The following is an 18,052-nucleotide window of genomic DNA, read 5'->3' on the forward strand; positions in this document are numbered from 1 at the left end:
TTAAATGTATATAACTCCATTCCTATTCTTCTTTACCTGTACCTCTACTCGTTTTATTTTTTTTTCAAAACAGTAGTTCTATGTGTGTTCAGGATATAACAATAAAGTAAAAAACCAAAAGGCGTTGCCACGAAAGTAGTCCATTTACATGGAGACTCTTTTAAAAATTTATAGTTTTTTATCATTAAATTACTGGACACATAATGCATGGCTTCTCGAAATCTGTCTTTAAATGAAGGTGCATATTGCATGGCTATTTTCCTAAAAAAAGAAAAACCACGTGGATTTTTCTTATACTGCTTAATAATGTTCATACTTGACCCATCATCTAAATATTCTACAAAGCACAGCACTTCATTCATAATAAGTAAGGGACATTCTTGATCAATAAGAAGATACTTATAACTAAGTGGACAATACTTTTCCCCCGGAAATATTGGATAGGGCGGGGAGTTACGTGTAAGTTCGGATCGATATACAAGTTTTTTATCCCCTTTCACTTTATGTTTTACATATAAATCTGAAAGTTTAGATTCCCTTAAATCAGACGGCATTTTAGTTCCGATAATGTTTCCATTCTGATTTGCATCCAATCCAACTATACCAGCATAACGATCACTTCCATTTTGTTTCCAAAATGAAAGGATTTTCTCCACAGCGTCATCAGCCATATAATCATCAGAATCTATACAAACATTTAGTTCTGTATCAATTAATTCATAAGCAGCATTGTGGGCCCCGTGCATTCCTTGATTTTCCTGATAATAATAACGAATTGGAACGAAACCCTCTGAAATCCACTTTTCCACAAGTTCCTTTGTGTTATCTGTAGATCCATCATCAATAATTAACCAAATAAAGTCTTTAGAAGTTTGTCTTTTCAAACTGTCGTAGCATAGATGTAGTGTATACGCACGATTAAACGCAGGTGTAAAGACAGTTAAAGTAGGACCCATCACAAAACCTCCAGAAATCTAAGTTTGTTTTACATGTAACTATGATCTAAATAATAATCCGTTAGCCATTTCGCCATCGTAGCAGTGTCATATCCGTTTTTACGTAATAAATCAGACGTATCTTCATGGTCATATGATGAAGTAAGAATTTTTTCTGCCCATACTTCTGGCGTTTCCTTTAAGCCCACAAATTCTATTCGACCTGACACATCCGTTTCATCTGTTATAGTATCGGATACAACACATTGTAAACCGGCAGCCTGCGCTTCAACCAACACAACAGGTAATCCTTCAAAAAGTGAAGGGAACAAAAATAAATCGAACCCTTGCATAAGGTATGATATATCTCCTCTAACTCCTAAGAACCTCACATGAGATGATAAACCTAAGGCAGCTACCTTCTTTTCTATCAATGGTCGTAATTGACCATCCCCTACCATAACAAGCAGAGAGTTAGGATTCTTATCGTGTACAGCTTTAAACACATCAATTAGAAAATCATGATTTTTTTGCTTGTTAAATCTTCCAATATGTCCTAATACTAATTTATCTTCTGCACCTATTTCTTTCCTTATTTGCTTCCTAATTTCTTCATCATATTTAAATTCTTCTACATTAACTGCATTGTTAAGAACAGTTACTCCCTTAGATTCACATGTTTTCCGTCCAAATAACCATTGTCCTGCATTTTTTGAACATGCAAAATACTTGCTTGGATTATCCTTCATTGAAAATCTCGCATACAAACGAAAAGGTAGCTTTATATCGATACCCAAATCGCTTAAATGACTATGCGCAATCCGGCAAGGAACACCCGCGCGTTTGGCTGCTCCAAGTACAAAACTGCTATTTTCGTTAATATGAGAATGTACTACTTTATATTCAGGATGAGCAGTAAAGAATTTATCAAGTAGTTTGAAATATGAACGATAATTACCAGGTCTTATTTGCGGCATTCGATAAATTCTTCCGCCAAGACTCAATATTTCATCATCATAATGCCCTTTTTCTTCTCTATGTACCATGAAGTCAAACTGGATCTTATTGCGATCAAGCTTTCGGTAATAATTCATTAACATCGTTTCAAGTCCGCCACGATTCATAATCGTCACTACTTGCAATATACGATTAGGTTCCAATATTCCCCCTCCTATCTAACTATTTTTCTGAGTTTATCAATTACTACTAAAATGAAATAAAATCCTAGTGTGAATCGGAACTTCGCACAAAAATAAAATGCCCTCCAAGCAACTGAAAAATATTTCATTTCAAATTGCCTAAAGGATTGTTTGATACGTTTATCCTTTAAAATTGAATGTAACTTGCTGATTTTCATCAAAGCAGATGCCTTATTTTCTTTGCTTATTGTGTTTAAACCAAGCCCTAATGTGCCAAGGCATATGCGATTATTTAAGGCTATATAAAAATCTTTTTCCATGTTTTTATCATCTAAGAAATTTTCAATTACACTGTAAAGATGAAACCACTGATTCATTAAACTAGGCTTATAAGAGGATGTAACTGATGTAGTATTTACCCTCCAATAATGATAATAAGGTTTATTGATAAAAACAAAAGTTTTTGCATAATAAAAAGCATAAATATTAAAAAGAGAATCCTCATTAGTCCCTATAATACTAAGGTCTACAAATTCAATATTATTTTCTTTAAGAATATCTGAGCGATATAACTTTGACCATACCGTCCCCCATGCATCGAGAAGTTCTGGATTTGCTATTTCTTCATTTAAAGGACCAATCAAGCGTCTCATAACCTTTAATTGGACTTCTTCATTGTGATAACAAACTTTTTCAGGAAGGTTGAATTCTTTTATCTTTGAATGACTGTCAAACTCTCGAATATATGTACACATAACAATATCGGCTTTTTCATCAACTGCATTATTATACATTGACTCATACATATCTTTATCGACCCAATCATCTGGGTCAACAAAACCAATATATTCCCCGTTTGCCGCACGTATCCCCTCATTCCTAGCTGAAGAAACACCACCATTTTCCTTTTCTATCACCACAATACGACTATCTTTTTTTGCATAATCATTAAGTATTTTTGCACTTCCATCTGTTGAACCATCATTTACAGCTATAATTTCGATATCACTAAAATTTTGTGATAACAAACTATCCAAGCATCTACTTAAGTATTGTTCAACATTATATATAGGCACTATCACACTGATTTTTGGTTTCATCTACATCCCTCAACATATATTGTGTATAAATATTATTCAATTCTGCACCTACTTGGGCAATTGAGTATTTTTTTACTCTATTTACATTTTCAATCCCAATTTTTTCACGGAGTAGCCTTGAATGAATACACTCCTGTATTCGCGTGGCAAAAAGTTCTTCCTCTTTTGGCGATACAAGATAACCATTTATTGCATCCTTTATAAGCTCCCTGTGTCCTCTATTATCAGTAGCTACAACTGGAAGACCACAAGCCATAGCTTCCATAATATTAACTGGCAAACCTTCTCGAAGGCTAGATGCAACGGCAATATCACACATTGGTACTAATGAAGCAATATCCGTTCGATATCCAAGAAAATGAACCATATCGGCAATTCCAAGCTCAATAGCCAATCTCTTACAATCTTCCATTAATGGACCTTTTCCTGCGAGTAAAAGCTTTGCGTTAGGAGCTTCATCCTTTAGTAGGGCTAACGAACGAAGCAAAAATTGCTGATTTTTATTTTTGTTAAATTCAGCAGCATAGAACATCAGGAAATCATCTGGTTTGTATCCAAATTTCATCTTTAAATCTCGTTTATCTTCTTCTTTTACCAATTTGAATTGTTCCGTATCTACACCTATTCCATGAACGTGTTCAATACAATTTGCTTTAAATCGATGTTTCGCTGCAAGATTGTAATCTTCGGTATTGATTGTTATGAGACAATCTGTATAAGAAGCTAATCCTCTTTCAATTGGATAATATGCAAGCCAATTTATAAGGGGGGCACCCTTACAAAAGTGGAATCCATGAGCTGTGTAAATCACCTTTGTTCCTTGTTTTCTCGCTTTTCTTGCAGCTAAGCGGGCAAGCACTCCTCCCATAGGTGTATGACAATGAATAATGCTGTACTTATTTTTATCGATAATTGATGTAAGCTTCTTATATGCCTGGAAGTTTTGCTGTTTAAAAGGTGATCTCTGAATAGGAATATCATATTTTTTATGTACATATGGAAGGTGCATATTACCACTTGCAGCAACATGTACCTCCCATCCCTGTTCTGCAAACCATTTCATATATGGTAAATGAAATGCTTTAAAATGGTAATCTACTGTTGCACAAAACAACACTTTCTTAGGCAATTCAATCACACACCTATTCAACTATATTTTTGATTCAAGTACAGCTTCCACAAACAGTTAACCCAATGTTGGTGTTAACATTTTTGAAGCGTTATGTTTATTAGCCAAATCTAATAATGTGTTTCGTAATTCTTCTTTATCCAAATCAGAGTGTGTAGAAATAATCTTTTCGATTTCTTCTATATAAATATTTGTTTCTTTTCCTACATAAATTCTCGGATAAATTTGTTGTTCAATCATTTCATCATCTTTTAATAGCTCTTCATAAAGCTTTTCTCCCGGTCTTATTCCGGTAAATTCTATGCCAATTTCTTCAACAGAATTTCCTGATAGTTTAATTAAATTTTTGGCCAGGTCGACAATTTTTACTGGTTCTCCCATATCTAATACAAAAATTTCTCCGCCCTTAGCTAAAGCCCCAGCCTGCATAACTAGTCTTGATGCTTCCGGAATCGTCATAAAGTAACGAATCATTTCAGGATGAGTAACTGTAACTGGTCCGCCTTTTTGAATTTGTTTCTTGAATAACGGAATTACACTACCTCTACTTCCTAATACATTTCCAAAACGAACCGCAACGAACTTTGTATCACTTATTTTATTTTTATATTGAACAATCATTTCAGCCAATCTTTTCGTTGCTCCCATAACATTTGTTGGATTTACTGCTTTATCAGAAGAAATCATAACAAACGTCTCAACATCATGCCAACTTGCTGCGTTTGCAACATTCATCGTTCCCATCAAGTTATTTTTCACGGCTTCCTCCGGATTATATTCCATTAATGGGACGTGTTTATGCGCAGCTGCATGATAGACAACGTGCGGACGATATTTATTCATCACTGACATCATTTTCTGACTGTCTTGTATATCCGCAATTACCGGAATAAATATAACCTCCGTATTACCGTATAACTCTCTCAACTCCATTTCAATGGAGTAAATGCTATTTTCACCATGGCCTAATAAAATTAACTGCCTTGGATTAAATTTTGCGATTTGTCTACAAATCTCTGAACCGATTGAACCACCAGCACCAGTCACTAAAATGACTTTGTCAGTTATGTATTCTGAAATACTATTCATATTCAGTTCAACCGGACTACGTCCTAGCAAGTCTTCTACTTGAACATCGCGGAATTCATTAACAGAAACTTTCCCTGTTACTAAGTCTTCTAGCATAGGAAGAATTTGCGTCTTTGCTTTTGTTTTTGAACACTCTTTAAAAATGGCGTTCAATCCCTTTTTACTAAGCGAAGGGATGGCAATTACAATACTCTCAATATTAAGTTCTTGAACAACACGCTCAATTTGATTTACTCCTCCGATTACTGGAATTCCCAGAATATCAAGATAATGCTTCTTCACATTATCATCAATAAATGCAACAGGTAATAATTCAGTATCATTATTCTGCAGCAATTGTCTTGTCACCATTGTTCCCGCAGAACCAGCCCCAATAATTAAGGTTCTCTTTTTCGTATCATCATTTTTAAAATACGCATCCCGAAACATTCGCCAAATAAAACGAGATCCTCCAATTAACAAAATATGTATCATCCAAGTTACTGCAAGTAAACGAAAGTAAACTTCGTGTATCACTATTTTTTGTACAAAAGCTGTAGTAACGATAGAAAGTGTAATAGCTTTAAAAATAATTAATAATTCCCCTATACTTGCATATTCCCACGCCTTTTTGTACAACTTATAAATAAAAGCAAAAAGATGATGGCTAAGTAGTAAAGTTACAGAGCTAACTACAGATGTTAACGTAATAACTCGAAAACTACCATTTACAAAAAAATAACTAAAATAAATCGCACTCAATACTATAAATGAATCCATTAAAAGCAATAACGACAACCTTTGCCGGTACGTCATAAAATCCCACCTTTTTAATCATTACTTTGAAAAAATTAAAACTTTTAACTATGAGATCTTTTCAAAAGCCCATAGTTAAAAGCTTTAATAAAATTCGGGCATCTAACCCACCCTCACACCATACTCTTGACGACTAGCATCTAAGGTTTATTTCAACCCACAGTATAGCCGAGTATCTCCATTGATATTGGTAAGGAGATATCACCATATTGAATCTTCCAAAAGAACCATTTATATGCTTTCTAAAGAACGAGTTCGTTTAAAATCTTTTTATCCCGTTATATAAATAACCTTTTCATTTGCAAGATACTCCTACATATAAGTTGAACTTAATTTTTACACTTCCCAATTGAGTAGCCAATCATCATTCAAATTCCCTATATAAGACAATGTATTTTAGGGAATTTGAATGATGAGGGGACTTGTGACAAAATATTTAATTCAACTTATATAAGTTCCTTTTGATTCTTCAATATACAAGTTGCTGCTATGCAGAAAAAAGTGACTTGCACACGTTTTCTCTCTTCGATTTTCACCGCGCATGTGGAAGAAAAAGGCCCTGGCCTCTTCAATGTATGGCCAGATGCTCTCCCCCACCTAAAAAGATTGATTTTATGTCGTTTTATTAATTTGGACTTATAAAGCTATATATCAAAAAAATCCTTATACCTTATTGTTTAATATAGCTCCTATTAATTTTCCTTTTGTAAAACTTAATGTTCTTTTAGCTTCGACCGCATCCTCATTCATAGTATGATTACAGTTTATTACTAATAATGTTCCATCACATCGATCAGCTAAAATGCTTGTATCTGCTACCTCTAAGATTGGCGGAGAGTCGATTAATATGATGTCATACTGCTCCAATACCTTTTGAATTAAGGTCTCCATTACTGCCGAACTAAGTAACTCAGCGGGATTAGACGGAACTGGACCGCTTGCCAATACATGTAATCTTCCAATTCCTGTTTTCTCTACAGCTCCCTCTATTACTTTTTGGCCACTTAAAACATTTGTTAACCCAATTGTATTTTCAAGCTGGAATATTTCGTGAATTGCCGGTTTCCGTAAATCAGCATCAATTAGTAATACTTTTTCACCCTGTTGAGCTATAGAAACAGCAAGATTCGCTGCAACAGTTGATTTTCCTTCTCCAAATCTCGGAGAGGTAATAACTATAGTCTTGTCTTTACTATTGGCAGATGAAAATTGGAGATTGGCACGAATCGTACGATATTCTTCAGCAATTTTGGAATTTGGCACAGTATTAGTAACTAGGCTTTCATTCTTTCCTTTGTCTCTTTTTCTTCTGTTTTTGAAAACCACTTGCCTATCCTCCTTAATGATGTAGATTTCTGTTCACTGTATTTATCTACCATACTTCTCTCATCCATTTTAGAAATACTTCCTAAAGTAGGGATATCTAATAATTTTTCAATAGCTCGCTCTGATTTAATCGTATCATCCAAAGAATCTAGTAAAAAAGCGAAACCAACACTTAACACTAAACCAGCAATGAAAGCAGTCATTATCGAATTGATATGCTTTATGTTTATTGGCACAGCGTGTTTCTGTGCTGTTGCTTCTGATAAAATATTAATACTATTAAAATTTAATATTCTTGCAGCCTCTTTCTTATAAACAGCCGCTGTAACATTTGCAATTTTAGCAGCCATTACGGGATTCGGATCAACCACATTGATTTTCACAATCTGCGAACCTTGCACAATTTCAGCGCTTATTTGTCCGCTTAACGCACCTGCTGGTCTATTATTATTCAATTCCGCAGCGACTTTCTCCATCACAACTGGTTCATTTATCATTACTTTAAGCGTATTTATACTTTCACTGTTTGCTTGAATAAGTATTCTCGCAGAAGATGCGTATAATGGAGTTTTTAAGAAGATACTATAAATCGCTCCTACTAACGTAATCGCTAGTGTAACTACGACAATTACTGATAGTCGTCTTCTTATCACAGCAAATAAATTTTTAAGATTTATTTCCTTTTCCATAGTTTCCCCCTACATTTTTTATAAATGAACCGGATTTTTTAGACCGACCTCACTCATAAAACATTTTGATGTATAATTTATCCATGCGTAAAACCATGATTTAATAAAACACAAGTGTTCTATTTAAAATAAATTTTAGTTCTTTATACAGAACAAGTCAACATAAATATTCTATACTTTCCCCTTTTATACAGATTCTTTTTCTATTCCATTAGGATTGAATTTTGTTGTTCCGGAATTAATAAAACTTCTTTTCACACGAATCATTCTTCTACGAAAGCTCCAAATAACCATCTATATAAAGTGAAACTTTAATCAGCCCTCACCAATCGGGCTTTTACGGGCAGTTTATCTCCCACCTAACTTCTTAAGAAAATCGGAAGCGGCTCACTCAGAATCGCAGGACGCCCACGCACAGGGCGGAGAGGCGCTTTTCGCCTCGTCCGAGGGGGCGAAAACGACCGGAGATTCTAGCCACTAGAGCTGGACAACAAAGAAATGTGGAAGTGGCTCGTCCAGAATGTGAGGGGGATGGAGCTTCTGACGTAGAGGTGCTTTTTACCTCGCAGGAAGAAGCGAAGCCACCGAACATTCTAGCCACTGGAACTGGACAACGCTTTCGCTGAATTTCGAGGTGGAAGTATTACTGCCCACAAATAGCGGGATAAATACTAAAACCCCTTAATACTTAATGCATCAAGGGGTTAAAACTCTTAGTAAAGAGTCATATATTGATCGCGTTCCCATTGGTGAACTTGTGTACGGAACATATCCCACTCAATTTCTTTCGCTTCGATAAAGTGCTCAAGTAAGTGTTCTCCTAACGCACCGCAAATGATTTCGTTTGATTTTAATTCATTTAATGCTTGTGCTAACGTAGCTGGTAAATCAATAATACCTGCTTGTTCACGTTCTTCTGGAGTCATTACATAAATGTTACGATCTACTGCAGGTGGTACCGCTAGTTTATTTTTAATTCCATCAAGACCAGCCGCTAGTAATACTGCCATTGCTAAATATGGGTTTGCTGCTGGATCTACGCTACGCACTTCTACACGCGTACTTACACCGCGAGATGCAGGGATACGGATTAATGGGCTACGGTTTTGCGCAGACCACGCTACGTAACAAGGCGCTTCATATCCAGGTACTAAACGTTTATAAGAGTTTACAGTTGGATTTGTTACAGCTGTAAAGCTTGGTGCATGTTTTAAAATACCTGCAATGAAGTGGCGAGCATCATGACTTAATTGCAAATCACCATTTTGATCGTAGAATACGTTCTCAGCATTTTTGAATAGCGATAAGTTACAGTGCATACCAGAACCGTTTACACCAAATAGTGGTTTTGGCATAAATGTTGCGTGTAAACCGTGTTTACGAGCAATTGTTTTTACAACAAGTTTAAACGTTTGAATATCGTCACATGCTTTAATTGCACTTGCATATTTGAAGTCAATTTCATGTTGCCCCGGCGCAACTTCATGGTGTGATGCTTCAATTTCAAAGCCCATTTCTTCAAGTTCAAGAACGATATCACGACGGCAGTTTTCTCCTAAATCCATCGGAGCAAGGTCAAAGTATCCGCCATTATCATTTAATTCTAATGTTGGATTTCCTTTTTCATCAACTTTAAATAAGAAAAACTCCGGCTCTGGTCCAAGATTGAAATCAGTGAAGCCTAGTGCTTCCATTTCTTTCAACATACGTTTTAAGTTGTTACGCGGATCACCTTCAAACGGTGTACCATCTGCATTATAAATATCACAAATTAATCTCGCTACTTTTCCTTTTTCAGCAGTCCACGGGAAGATTACCCATGTATCTAGATCTGGATATAAGTACATGTCAGATTCTTCAATACGAACAAATCCTTCAATAGAAGATCCGTCAAACATCATTTTGTTATCTAAAGCTTTCGTTAACTGACTAACTGGAATTTCTACGTTTTTAATACTTCCTAAAAGATCCGTAAATTGCAAACGGATATACTTTACATTCTCTTCTTTCGCCAAGTGGAAAATATCTTCTTTTGTGTACTTTGTCATTTTCAATTCCTCCTTAGTCCCTCTAAACATTCTCAAAATTATCAATCATTAATGAAAAAACCTTGACATATCACCTTGTCGTAAAGATGTTCGATTAAATCTGCCTGTATGTTGCAGTTCATCTCGAAGAATTTTACGAAGCTCAGATTTCGAAATTTCCTTCACTTCTTCTCCTGCTTGTTTCACCTCTGATTGATTTTCCTTCATGAGTAGCACTTGCTTAATACCAGCCATGTTTAAACCTTGATCTAACAAATCTTTAATCTCTAACAATTTATCTACATCGTTAAATGAAAATAATCTACGATTTCCTTTTGTACGAGTTGGGAAAATCAATTTATGTTCTTCATAGTAACGAATTTGACGCGCAGATAATTGTGTTAAATCCATAACTATACTTATTGGAAACAGCGGAGCAGAACGTCGATCATTTTGTGTCACTTCAGTTCCTCCTTCGCCTTAACTTGATTCTCATTTTATACCATGTTATGTATCATGTCAACGGATGTTAGCTTTTCTTACATGATTTTTTCAAAAAATTTTTTCACTCTTATTAAAATGTCTCATTTCATTACTTATATACAAAAAAGCTGCCAAAATTGGCAGCTTTCATTTAAGAAATTACTAATAGATTTTTTTCAATAAGTACATCAATAGCAGAACAAATCGCAATCTTCACATGCGAATATGTTAAGCCCCCCTGTACATAAGCAACATAAGGCGGACGAATTGGACCATCTGCTGATAATTCAATACTTGCACCTTGAATAAATGTACCCGCAGCCATAATCACATCATCTTCATACCCCGGCATGTAATTTGGATACGGTGTAAAATGCGAATTAATCGGTGATGCATATTGAATCGCTTGGCAAAATGCAATCATACGTTCTTTATCATCAAATTGAACAGATTGTATTAAATCTGTTCGCGGCGCATCCCAAGTTGGTGATGTATTCATACCAAGCTTTTCTAAAAAGGCCGCTGTAAAAACCGCACCTTTTAGCGCTTGACCAGCAACATGCGGCGCTAAGAAAAAACCTTGATACATCTCTTGTAAACTATATAAAGATGCACCAGCTTCCGCTCCAATCCCCGGAGACGTTAAACGATATGCACACGCTTCTACATATTGCTCTTTCCCAACAATGTAGCCGCCCGTTTTTACGATGCCACCACCCGGATTTTTAATAAGTGAACCTGCCATTAAATCTGCACCGACATGACACGGTTCTAACTCTTCTACAAATTCTCCGTAGCAGTTATCCACAAACACAACAACATCCGGTTTCATTTCTTTTACAAATGCAATCATTTCTTTAATTTCAGCAATTGTAAATGATGGACGAGTTGCATAGCCCTTTGAACGTTGAATTCCGATCATTTTTGTATTTTCATGGATTGCAGCTTGCACTGCAGCAAAATCAACACGTCCCTCTTCAGTTAAAGAAACTGCCTGGTAACCGATATTATACTCCCTAAATGAGCCAACACCTTTTCCGCGAACACCAACAATTTCTTCTAACGTATCATATGGCTTCCCAGTTATATATAACAATTCATCACCAGGGCGTAAAATCCCAAACAGCGCTGTAGAGATTGCGTGAGTTCCAGAAATAATTTGCGGACGTACGAGACCTGCTTCTGCCCCGAATACATCAGCATACACTTTTTCTAACGTATCACGTCCAATATCATCATAGCCGTATCCTGTTGTTGGAATAAAATGCGCGTCACTAATTTTATGATTACGAAAACTTTCTAACACTCGAAATTGATTACTTTCAATTACTCCATCGATATGTTTATGTATATCCGCAATTTGCATTTCTACTTCTTTTACAATCGGGGCAATCTTTTCCCCATTCTTCAATCGATTAAACATCTTCTTTCTCTTCTCCTTTTCTCGTTGAATATTTATAGATTTGTCCGTTTAGCGGAGAATGAGCAAAAATATACCCTGTACATTCGTATGCTTGCTTCTCTTCTTGAAACGTCATTGTTGTTAATACTGTTTCTGTTTTTAAAAGCGTCAACAATCTACCTTCACGCACTGGAATCATTAATTCATACGAATCCATCCGCTTCATCATTTCTATTTCTACAACTTCTTTTAATTTTTCTAAATCTACCGCATGAAAAGCACTTGTCATAATAAAGTCATTCTTCGGGAACGGAATGAAGTTTGGATGTAACTTATCTTTTTTATTGTACACAGTAATCATTGGGATGTGATCAAATTTAAGATCTTGCAATAATGTTTTCACCGTCTCTTCATGCCCAATATAATTCGGATCAGCTGAATCGATAACATGCAAAATAACATCCGCTTCATTTACTTCTTCTAACGTGGAACGAAATGCTGCAACTAACGATGTCGGTAAATCTTGAATAAATCCAACTGTATCTGTTAATAACACTGTATATCCACATGGTAACTGCATTTTTCGTGTCGTCGGATCAAGAGTTGCAAACAGTAAATCTTCCTCAAATGTATCAGCCGCAGTTAATCTGTTAAACAGCGTAGATTTTCCAGCATTTGTGTATCCAACTAAAGAAACTTGAAAGACCTGATTTTCTTTACGCCGCTCACGATATCTCTTACGGTGCTCTACCACACCAGAGAGCTGCCTTTTAATTTCATCGATACGAGAGCGAATATGACGACGATCCGTTTCTAACTTCGTTTCCCCTGGACCTCTTGTTCCAATACCACCACCAAGGCGAGATAACGCTTGCCCTTGTCCTACAAGACGCGGTAACGCATATTGTAGCTGAGCTAGTTCCACTTGCAATTTACCTTCTCTGGACTTCGCACGCTGAGCAAAAATATCTAATATAAGCTGTGTACGATCAATAACCCTCGCATCTAACTGTGCTGATAAATTTCGAATTTGACTCGGTGTCAATTCATTATTAAAAATAATAACATCTGGCTCTAGTTCTTCTGCAAGTTGAGAAAGTTCTTCTAACTTCCCTTTTCCAACATATGTTGCAGGATGAAACTTAGTACGTTTTTGCACTGTCATAACTAACACTTCTGCTTGTGCTGTTTTTGCTAATGAAGCTAATTCTTCCATTGAATGTTCAAACCGTTCGTTATCATCTTCGGGTAATTGGCAGCCAACTAATATCACTTTTTCTTTTTTTTCTAACAAATATCTTCACTCATCCTTTTCGAAAATTAAACCTTCTAATATAATAGCAGAGTAAAAACATTTCATCTAGTTAGTGGGGGAGAATTTCATGGCATGGGATTTATTTAGCATCATTGGTACAATTGCCTTCGCTTTAAGCGGAGCAATCATCGCGATGGAAGAAGAATATGATATTTTCGGGGTTTATATTTTAGGGATGGCAACCGCATTTGGGGGAGGCGCAATGCGCAATTTATTAATCGGCTATCCAATTGTTTCACTTTGGAAACAAGATATGTTATTTGAAATTGCAATGTTGTCAATGACTATTATATTTTTATTCCCGAACAAACTCATCAAACATTGGAAACGCTGGGAAAATATTACCGACGCAATCGGTTTATCTGCATTTGCAATTCAAGGTGCATTATATGCACAAAAACTAAATCTACCAATTAGCGCAACGATTGTAGCGGCTGTCTTAACAGGAATCGGCGGCGGTATTATCCGTGATTTATTAGCACGCCGAAAACCACTTGTACTACAGGCAGAGATTTATGCACTTTGGACAATTTTAGCCGGATTTCTAATTGGCACTAAAATTGTTACGAGTGACTTGGCATTGTATATTCTATTCATTCTTATCGTATGTTTCCGCATGATTTCTATCTATTACAAATGGCATTTGCCACATCGTAGTGTAGAGAAAATCGAACATTTCAGTGATAGATAACAAATCAACTCTTTACTTTTTGTAAAGGGTTTTTCTTTTTCATCTCACCCTAATCAAAGGAAAAATTTCACTTATAGAAATATTATTTTATTGCATGTTTTTTGCACATATCCGTAAATACTATTTCTTAAAGAGAGGTGAGACAAATGACAAAGCACGTAAATAAAGGTGCGCAAAGAAGTTCCGTAGATCAATTTGGGCATGATATAAATTCCGCATATGAAAAAAGCAAAAAAATGGAGCGCTATCACAAAGCATATCAACAAAAAGCAAAAGAAGAACAGGAGTGAGATAAAATGGCAAAAGGAAATAACAATCGTAATCGCGGCCAAAGCAGCAGCGTTAATCCACAAGGACTTGCTTCAGATGTAGCAGATCAAAGTCCAAAAAGCAAATTAGAACAACGCGCAAAAACAAAGAATACGAAATAAGACACGAAGCATTATGCTTCGTGTTTTATTATAAACAATTTATGAATTGTACGCTTCTTCTTCAAATGTCAAATCACTACTAGAAATTGTTATTAAATCATATTTATCGTACGTTTCTTCCTGAAGTAGCCTCATCGCTTGTGTACGAATGGACTTTTCCACAATATTACGAACGTAACGCCCATTGCTAAAAGAGGTAATCTGTGATGAATATTTTACTGCATTTAAATGTTCACGAAGATTCCACTCTGCTTCTTTTGATAATTGATACTCCCGTTCATCGTACATCCGTTTCCCTATCTCTAATAATTGATTGACGGTGTAATCCGAAAACTCAATAATAAAAGGAAAACGAGATTGCAAACCAGGGTTTAGTGATAGAAAATGGTTCATCTCACGTGAATACCCTGCTAAAACGAGCACAAAAGCATGTTGCTTATCCTCCATATGTTTAACGAGCGTATCAATTGCCTCTTTCCCAAAATCTTTTTCACCACCACGCGCAAGCGAATAAGCTTCATCAATAAACAAAATCCCCCCCATTGCTTTTCGAATGAGGTCACGCGTTTTTTGTGCAGTATGCCCAATATATTCACCGACTAAGTCCGCTCGTTCCGCTTCAACTAAATGCCCTTTCGATAACACATTCATCTCAAATAATAATTTTCCAATCAACCTAGCAACAGTTGTTTTCCCCGTTCCCGGATTACCTTTAAACAACATATGAAGGACTTGTTTCTCCGATTTCAAACCCACTTCTTGCCGTTTTTTATTTACATAAATCCATGCATAAATTTCTTTTATAATTTTTTTGATTTCCTGCATTCCAACAAGTTTGCTCATTTCTTCTTCAATTCGCTGCAACATTTCATGTTTTGTAACAGTTTCATTTGAAAGATTTTGCTTTTGTTCTGGAGAAGAAACAGAAATCTTCTTTCGGTGATTTAGCACAATGTTAATTTGGTTATTATTCTTCTTTCGCATCGACTGTTCCATACAATCACCTCATTTTTATCATTTCACTGACGAATATTGTCAACATTTGCGCTTTCCCAAGAAATAAACATTTTCTGAAAATTTTTGTTATAATGTAAGAAAACTAGGGAGGTGGGACTATGTCAACAAAAGAACTTAATGATACAGTACAAGCTTTCTCTGCTTATTTATTAAACAAGGGACGAAAACCTTCGACTATTAAACGATACGCCTACGACATTGAGGATTTTGTTCATTGGTTACAAAAAAACAAAAAAATTTCTTCTAATAATATATGGGAGACTCTTTGTCCAAAAGACTATGAAGATTATTTTTCGGACTTAAAAATAAAACGTCATTACTCCGAAAAAACAATGCACCGTGTTTTTATTGTGTTAAATCGACTGTATCATTTTTTAAACCTGCCGAGCCCACTAAAAGATATGGAACTTATTATACAGCCAGATCGTACATTGCGAGATGAAGATTTCATTTCGCCACAAGAAGAGCAGCGTTTAAAATATATTTTAACGTCATTAGAAGGACTTTCAGATAAACAACGACCTGTACGTCCGTTACTCATGGATCGAAACGTATGCATTATTATGCTTCTGCTCGATTACGGTTTATCATTACAAGAACTTGTCTCATTGAATATGCAGCATGTCCATTTTGAAAATAATACATTATCCATTCCCGCTGTATCTGGAATAGAACGAGTCATTACATTAACTGAAGAAGATAAAAAAAATCTATATCATTACTATAAAAAAATCCCTGAGCCAGTACGCCCAAAATACCATAGCTCGGATCCATTATTTGTAGCCTTTGATTTTAATCGAAATACATTTCGGTGGGTATATGAAAATGACGCTCCAAAAAGATTAACAGAAATTTCCGTACAAAAAATGATTCGACTTGAAGTAGCACGCGCAGGGCTGCGTAAAGGTATCTCTGGTCAACATTTACGCAATACGTTTATTTTACGACTCATTCAACACCACATTCCTGAACAGGAAATTTTAAAACGTATTGGTTTCAAATCAAAAATTTCATTAAAAAGATATTATAACTATGCAAAACAAAAAGAAAACGCCTCGTAATAGGCGTTTTCTTTATTTTTAAGGGGACTTTCACCAATAAGAAGTGTCCAGCTAAGCTGGGCACGCAAATAAAAAAGAGCGAATGATTCGCTCTTTTTGCTATGTACAATTCTTTACTATTCTAATTCGATTGAAACGTTCTTTTGTGGAACAAATGTAGAAATCGCATGTTTATAAATAAGCTGTTGCTTACCTTCTGTTTCCAACAATACAGTGAAATTATCAAATCCTTTAATTAAACCACGAAGTTGGAAGCCATTTAATAAGTACAGCGTGACAAACGTATTCTCTTTACGGAGTTGGTTTAAAAATTGATCTTGAATATTGATTGATTGCTTCATGTCTAATCCTCCTCTTTTTCTCTACTACTTATTATTCGCCTTAAGTTGTAGCTTTCCTTCTGTGTACTGTAAAATTTCTCGAAATTTTTCACCACTTGTAACGTCAAACCACTCAACATCCATTTTATTACGGAACCAAGTTAATTGTCGTTTTGCGTAGCGGCGGGAGTTCGTTTTTAAAGCGATTACTGCTTCTTCTAACGAAGTTTCCCCTTCAAAATATTCATACAGTTCTTTATAACCAATTGCTTGAATAGATTGGCAATCCTGAATTCCTTCTTCATACAAACGCTTAACTTCATCTAATAAACCTTGCTCCATCATAATGTCTACACGTAAATTAATGCGACTATATAATAAATCTCGATCCATCGTTAGACCAATTAAAGCAACGTCATATAACAATTCATTTTCTTGTTGTTCTAATTGATCACTCATTTTTTGCCCTGTTGTATGAAAAATTTCCAAAGCACGAATGACACGTCTTACATTGTTTGGATGAATACGCTTTGCACTTATTGGATCAACATCTTCCAGCTTCCCATGTATATACTCTACACCATATTCCTCTGCTAATTGTTCTAACTGTTTACGGTACGCATGATCTCCCGGCTCATCAGAAAACTGGTAATCGTATAACACGGATTGCACATATAAACCTGTTCCACCAACAATTATAGGTAGTTTACCACGCTTTGTAATATCTTCTATATGACTGCGTACAAGTTCTTGAAACTCAGCAACAGAAAAGGAGTCTTCTGGATTTTTTATATCAATCATATAATGCGGAATTCCGTCCATCTCTTCTTCCGTAACTTTCGCCGTACCTATATCCATATTACGATAGATTTGCATTGAATCACCGCTTATAATTTCCCCATTTAACGCTTTTGCCAATTCAATGCTAAGCTTCGTCTTTCCAACTGCAGTCGGTCCAATAATAACAACAACTTTGTCCTGTTTTTCTGCTCCCATACACTTCAACTCTCTTTATATAACGTTATACATCTGATTATTATACCCAATCTTACCAATTTTAATAGTCAAAATGCAAGTTATCTTATTACGGTATTTGAAATTAT

The 18,052-nt window shown here is 35.6% G+C and carries 18 protein-coding genes; 4 read left to right on the top strand and 14 right to left on the bottom strand.

What is annotated here, in order from left to right:
* Positions 1–53 precede the first annotated feature (53 nt).
* From MR076_RS07495 to hflX, 11 genes are all read right to left on the bottom strand, one after another.
* A complete protein-coding gene (locus MR076_RS07495) occupies positions 54–956 on the bottom strand; it encodes a glycosyltransferase family 2 protein (protein WP_242219286.1) in 903 nt (300 codons plus the stop codon).
* Positions 957–985: 29 nt separating this feature from the next.
* Entirely contained in the window at positions 986–2,095 is a 1,110-nt protein-coding gene (locus tag MR076_RS07500) for a glycosyltransferase family 1 protein (protein ID WP_242219288.1), read from the bottom strand.
* Positions 2,096–2,106: 11 nt separating this feature from the next.
* Positions 2,107–3,174: a glycosyltransferase family 2 protein gene (locus MR076_RS07505; protein WP_242219290.1), complete on the bottom strand. Its 1,068-nt coding sequence runs from the start codon at positions 3,172–3,174 to the stop codon at positions 2,107–2,109.
* A complete protein-coding gene (locus MR076_RS07510) occupies positions 3,137–4,303 on the bottom strand; it encodes a glycosyltransferase family 4 protein (protein ID WP_242219292.1) in 1,167 nt (388 codons plus the stop codon). Before MR076_RS07510 ends, MR076_RS07505 begins: the two co-directional genes overlap by 38 nt.
* A 57-nt stretch (positions 4,304–4,360) precedes the next feature.
* Positions 4,361–6,187, bottom strand: coding sequence for a polysaccharide biosynthesis protein (locus tag MR076_RS07515; protein WP_242219294.1), 1,827 nt, complete (start codon positions 6,185–6,187; stop codon positions 4,361–4,363).
* A 663-nt stretch (positions 6,188–6,850) separates the two neighbouring features.
* Positions 6,851–7,513 (bottom strand): CpsD/CapB family tyrosine-protein kinase, encoded by a 663-nt coding sequence (locus tag MR076_RS07520; protein ID WP_242219296.1) that lies wholly within the window; start codon positions 7,511–7,513, stop codon positions 6,851–6,853.
* Complete coding sequence (locus MR076_RS07525) at positions 7,462–8,202, bottom strand: YveK family protein (RefSeq protein WP_242219298.1); 741 nt, start codon at positions 8,200–8,202, stop codon at positions 7,462–7,464. The genes MR076_RS07520 and MR076_RS07525 overlap by 52 nt, the downstream gene beginning before the upstream one ends.
* A gap of 713 nt (positions 8,203–8,915) precedes the next feature.
* Complete coding sequence (gene glnA, locus MR076_RS07530) at positions 8,916–10,250, bottom strand: type I glutamate--ammonia ligase (RefSeq protein WP_242219300.1); 1,335 nt, start codon at positions 10,248–10,250, stop codon at positions 8,916–8,918.
* A gap of 48 nt (positions 10,251–10,298) precedes the next feature.
* Positions 10,299–10,640, bottom strand: coding sequence for a MerR family transcriptional regulator (locus MR076_RS07535; protein WP_242219589.1), 342 nt, complete (start codon positions 10,638–10,640; stop codon positions 10,299–10,301).
* 223 nt (positions 10,641–10,863) lie between these two features.
* Positions 10,864–12,135 carry a methionine gamma-lyase family protein gene (locus tag MR076_RS07540; RefSeq protein WP_242219302.1) on the bottom strand — a complete coding sequence of 424 codons (1,272 nt, stop codon included), beginning with the start codon at positions 12,133–12,135 and terminating at the stop codon, positions 10,864–10,866.
* Positions 12,128–13,408 carry a GTPase HflX gene (hflX, locus tag MR076_RS07545; protein WP_242219304.1) on the bottom strand — a complete coding sequence of 427 codons (1,281 nt, stop codon included), beginning with the start codon at positions 13,406–13,408 and terminating at the stop codon, positions 12,128–12,130. The genes MR076_RS07540 and hflX overlap by 8 nt, the downstream gene beginning before the upstream one ends.
* 88 nt (positions 13,409–13,496) lie before the next feature.
* Between hflX and MR076_RS07550 the strand changes: the two genes are divergently transcribed.
* From MR076_RS07550 to MR076_RS26355, 3 genes are all read left to right on the top strand, one after another.
* A complete protein-coding gene (locus MR076_RS07550; RefSeq protein ID WP_242219306.1) occupies positions 13,497–14,120 on the top strand; it encodes a trimeric intracellular cation channel family protein in 624 nt (207 codons plus the stop codon).
* Positions 14,121–14,266: 146 nt separating this feature from the next.
* Positions 14,267–14,410, top strand: coding sequence for a hypothetical protein (locus MR076_RS07555; protein ID WP_242219308.1), 144 nt, complete (start codon positions 14,267–14,269; stop codon positions 14,408–14,410).
* Positions 14,411–14,416: 6 nt separating this feature from the next.
* A complete protein-coding gene (locus MR076_RS26355; protein WP_017151369.1) occupies positions 14,417–14,551 on the top strand; it encodes a hypothetical protein in 135 nt (44 codons plus the stop codon).
* A 39-nt stretch (positions 14,552–14,590) separates the two neighbouring features.
* Here the strand turns inward: MR076_RS26355 and spoVK are convergent, their stop codons facing one another.
* Positions 14,591–15,547 (bottom strand): stage V sporulation protein K, encoded by a 957-nt coding sequence (gene spoVK, locus MR076_RS07560; RefSeq protein WP_242219310.1) that lies wholly within the window; start codon positions 15,545–15,547, stop codon positions 14,591–14,593.
* Positions 15,548–15,666: 119 nt separating this feature from the next.
* On the opposite strand from spoVK, the gene MR076_RS07565 reads away from it, so the two are divergent.
* The gene (locus tag MR076_RS07565) at positions 15,667–16,629 is read left to right on the top strand and encodes a tyrosine-type recombinase/integrase (RefSeq protein WP_242219311.1); all 963 of its coding nucleotides are present in this window, start codon (positions 15,667–15,669) and stop codon (positions 16,627–16,629) included.
* A gap of 116 nt (positions 16,630–16,745) precedes the next feature.
* On the opposite strand, the gene hfq is transcribed toward MR076_RS07565, so the two are convergent.
* Both hfq and miaA read right to left on the bottom strand, forming a co-directional pair.
* Positions 16,746–16,970, bottom strand: a complete 225-nt coding sequence (gene hfq / locus MR076_RS07570; RefSeq protein ID WP_000813896.1) for an RNA chaperone Hfq — start codon at positions 16,968–16,970, stop codon at positions 16,746–16,748.
* Between the two features lie 24 nt (positions 16,971–16,994).
* Positions 16,995–17,945, bottom strand: a complete 951-nt coding sequence (gene miaA, locus MR076_RS07575; protein WP_242219313.1) for a tRNA (adenosine(37)-N6)-dimethylallyltransferase MiaA — start codon at positions 17,943–17,945, stop codon at positions 16,995–16,997.
* Between the last annotated feature and the right edge of the window lie 107 nt (positions 17,946–18,052).

The sequence above is a fragment of the Bacillus cereus group sp. BfR-BA-01380 genome (assembly GCF_022663535.1).
In the GTDB taxonomy this organism is placed as follows: domain Bacteria; phylum Bacillota; class Bacilli; order Bacillales; family Bacillaceae_G; genus Bacillus_A; species Bacillus_A cereus_BB.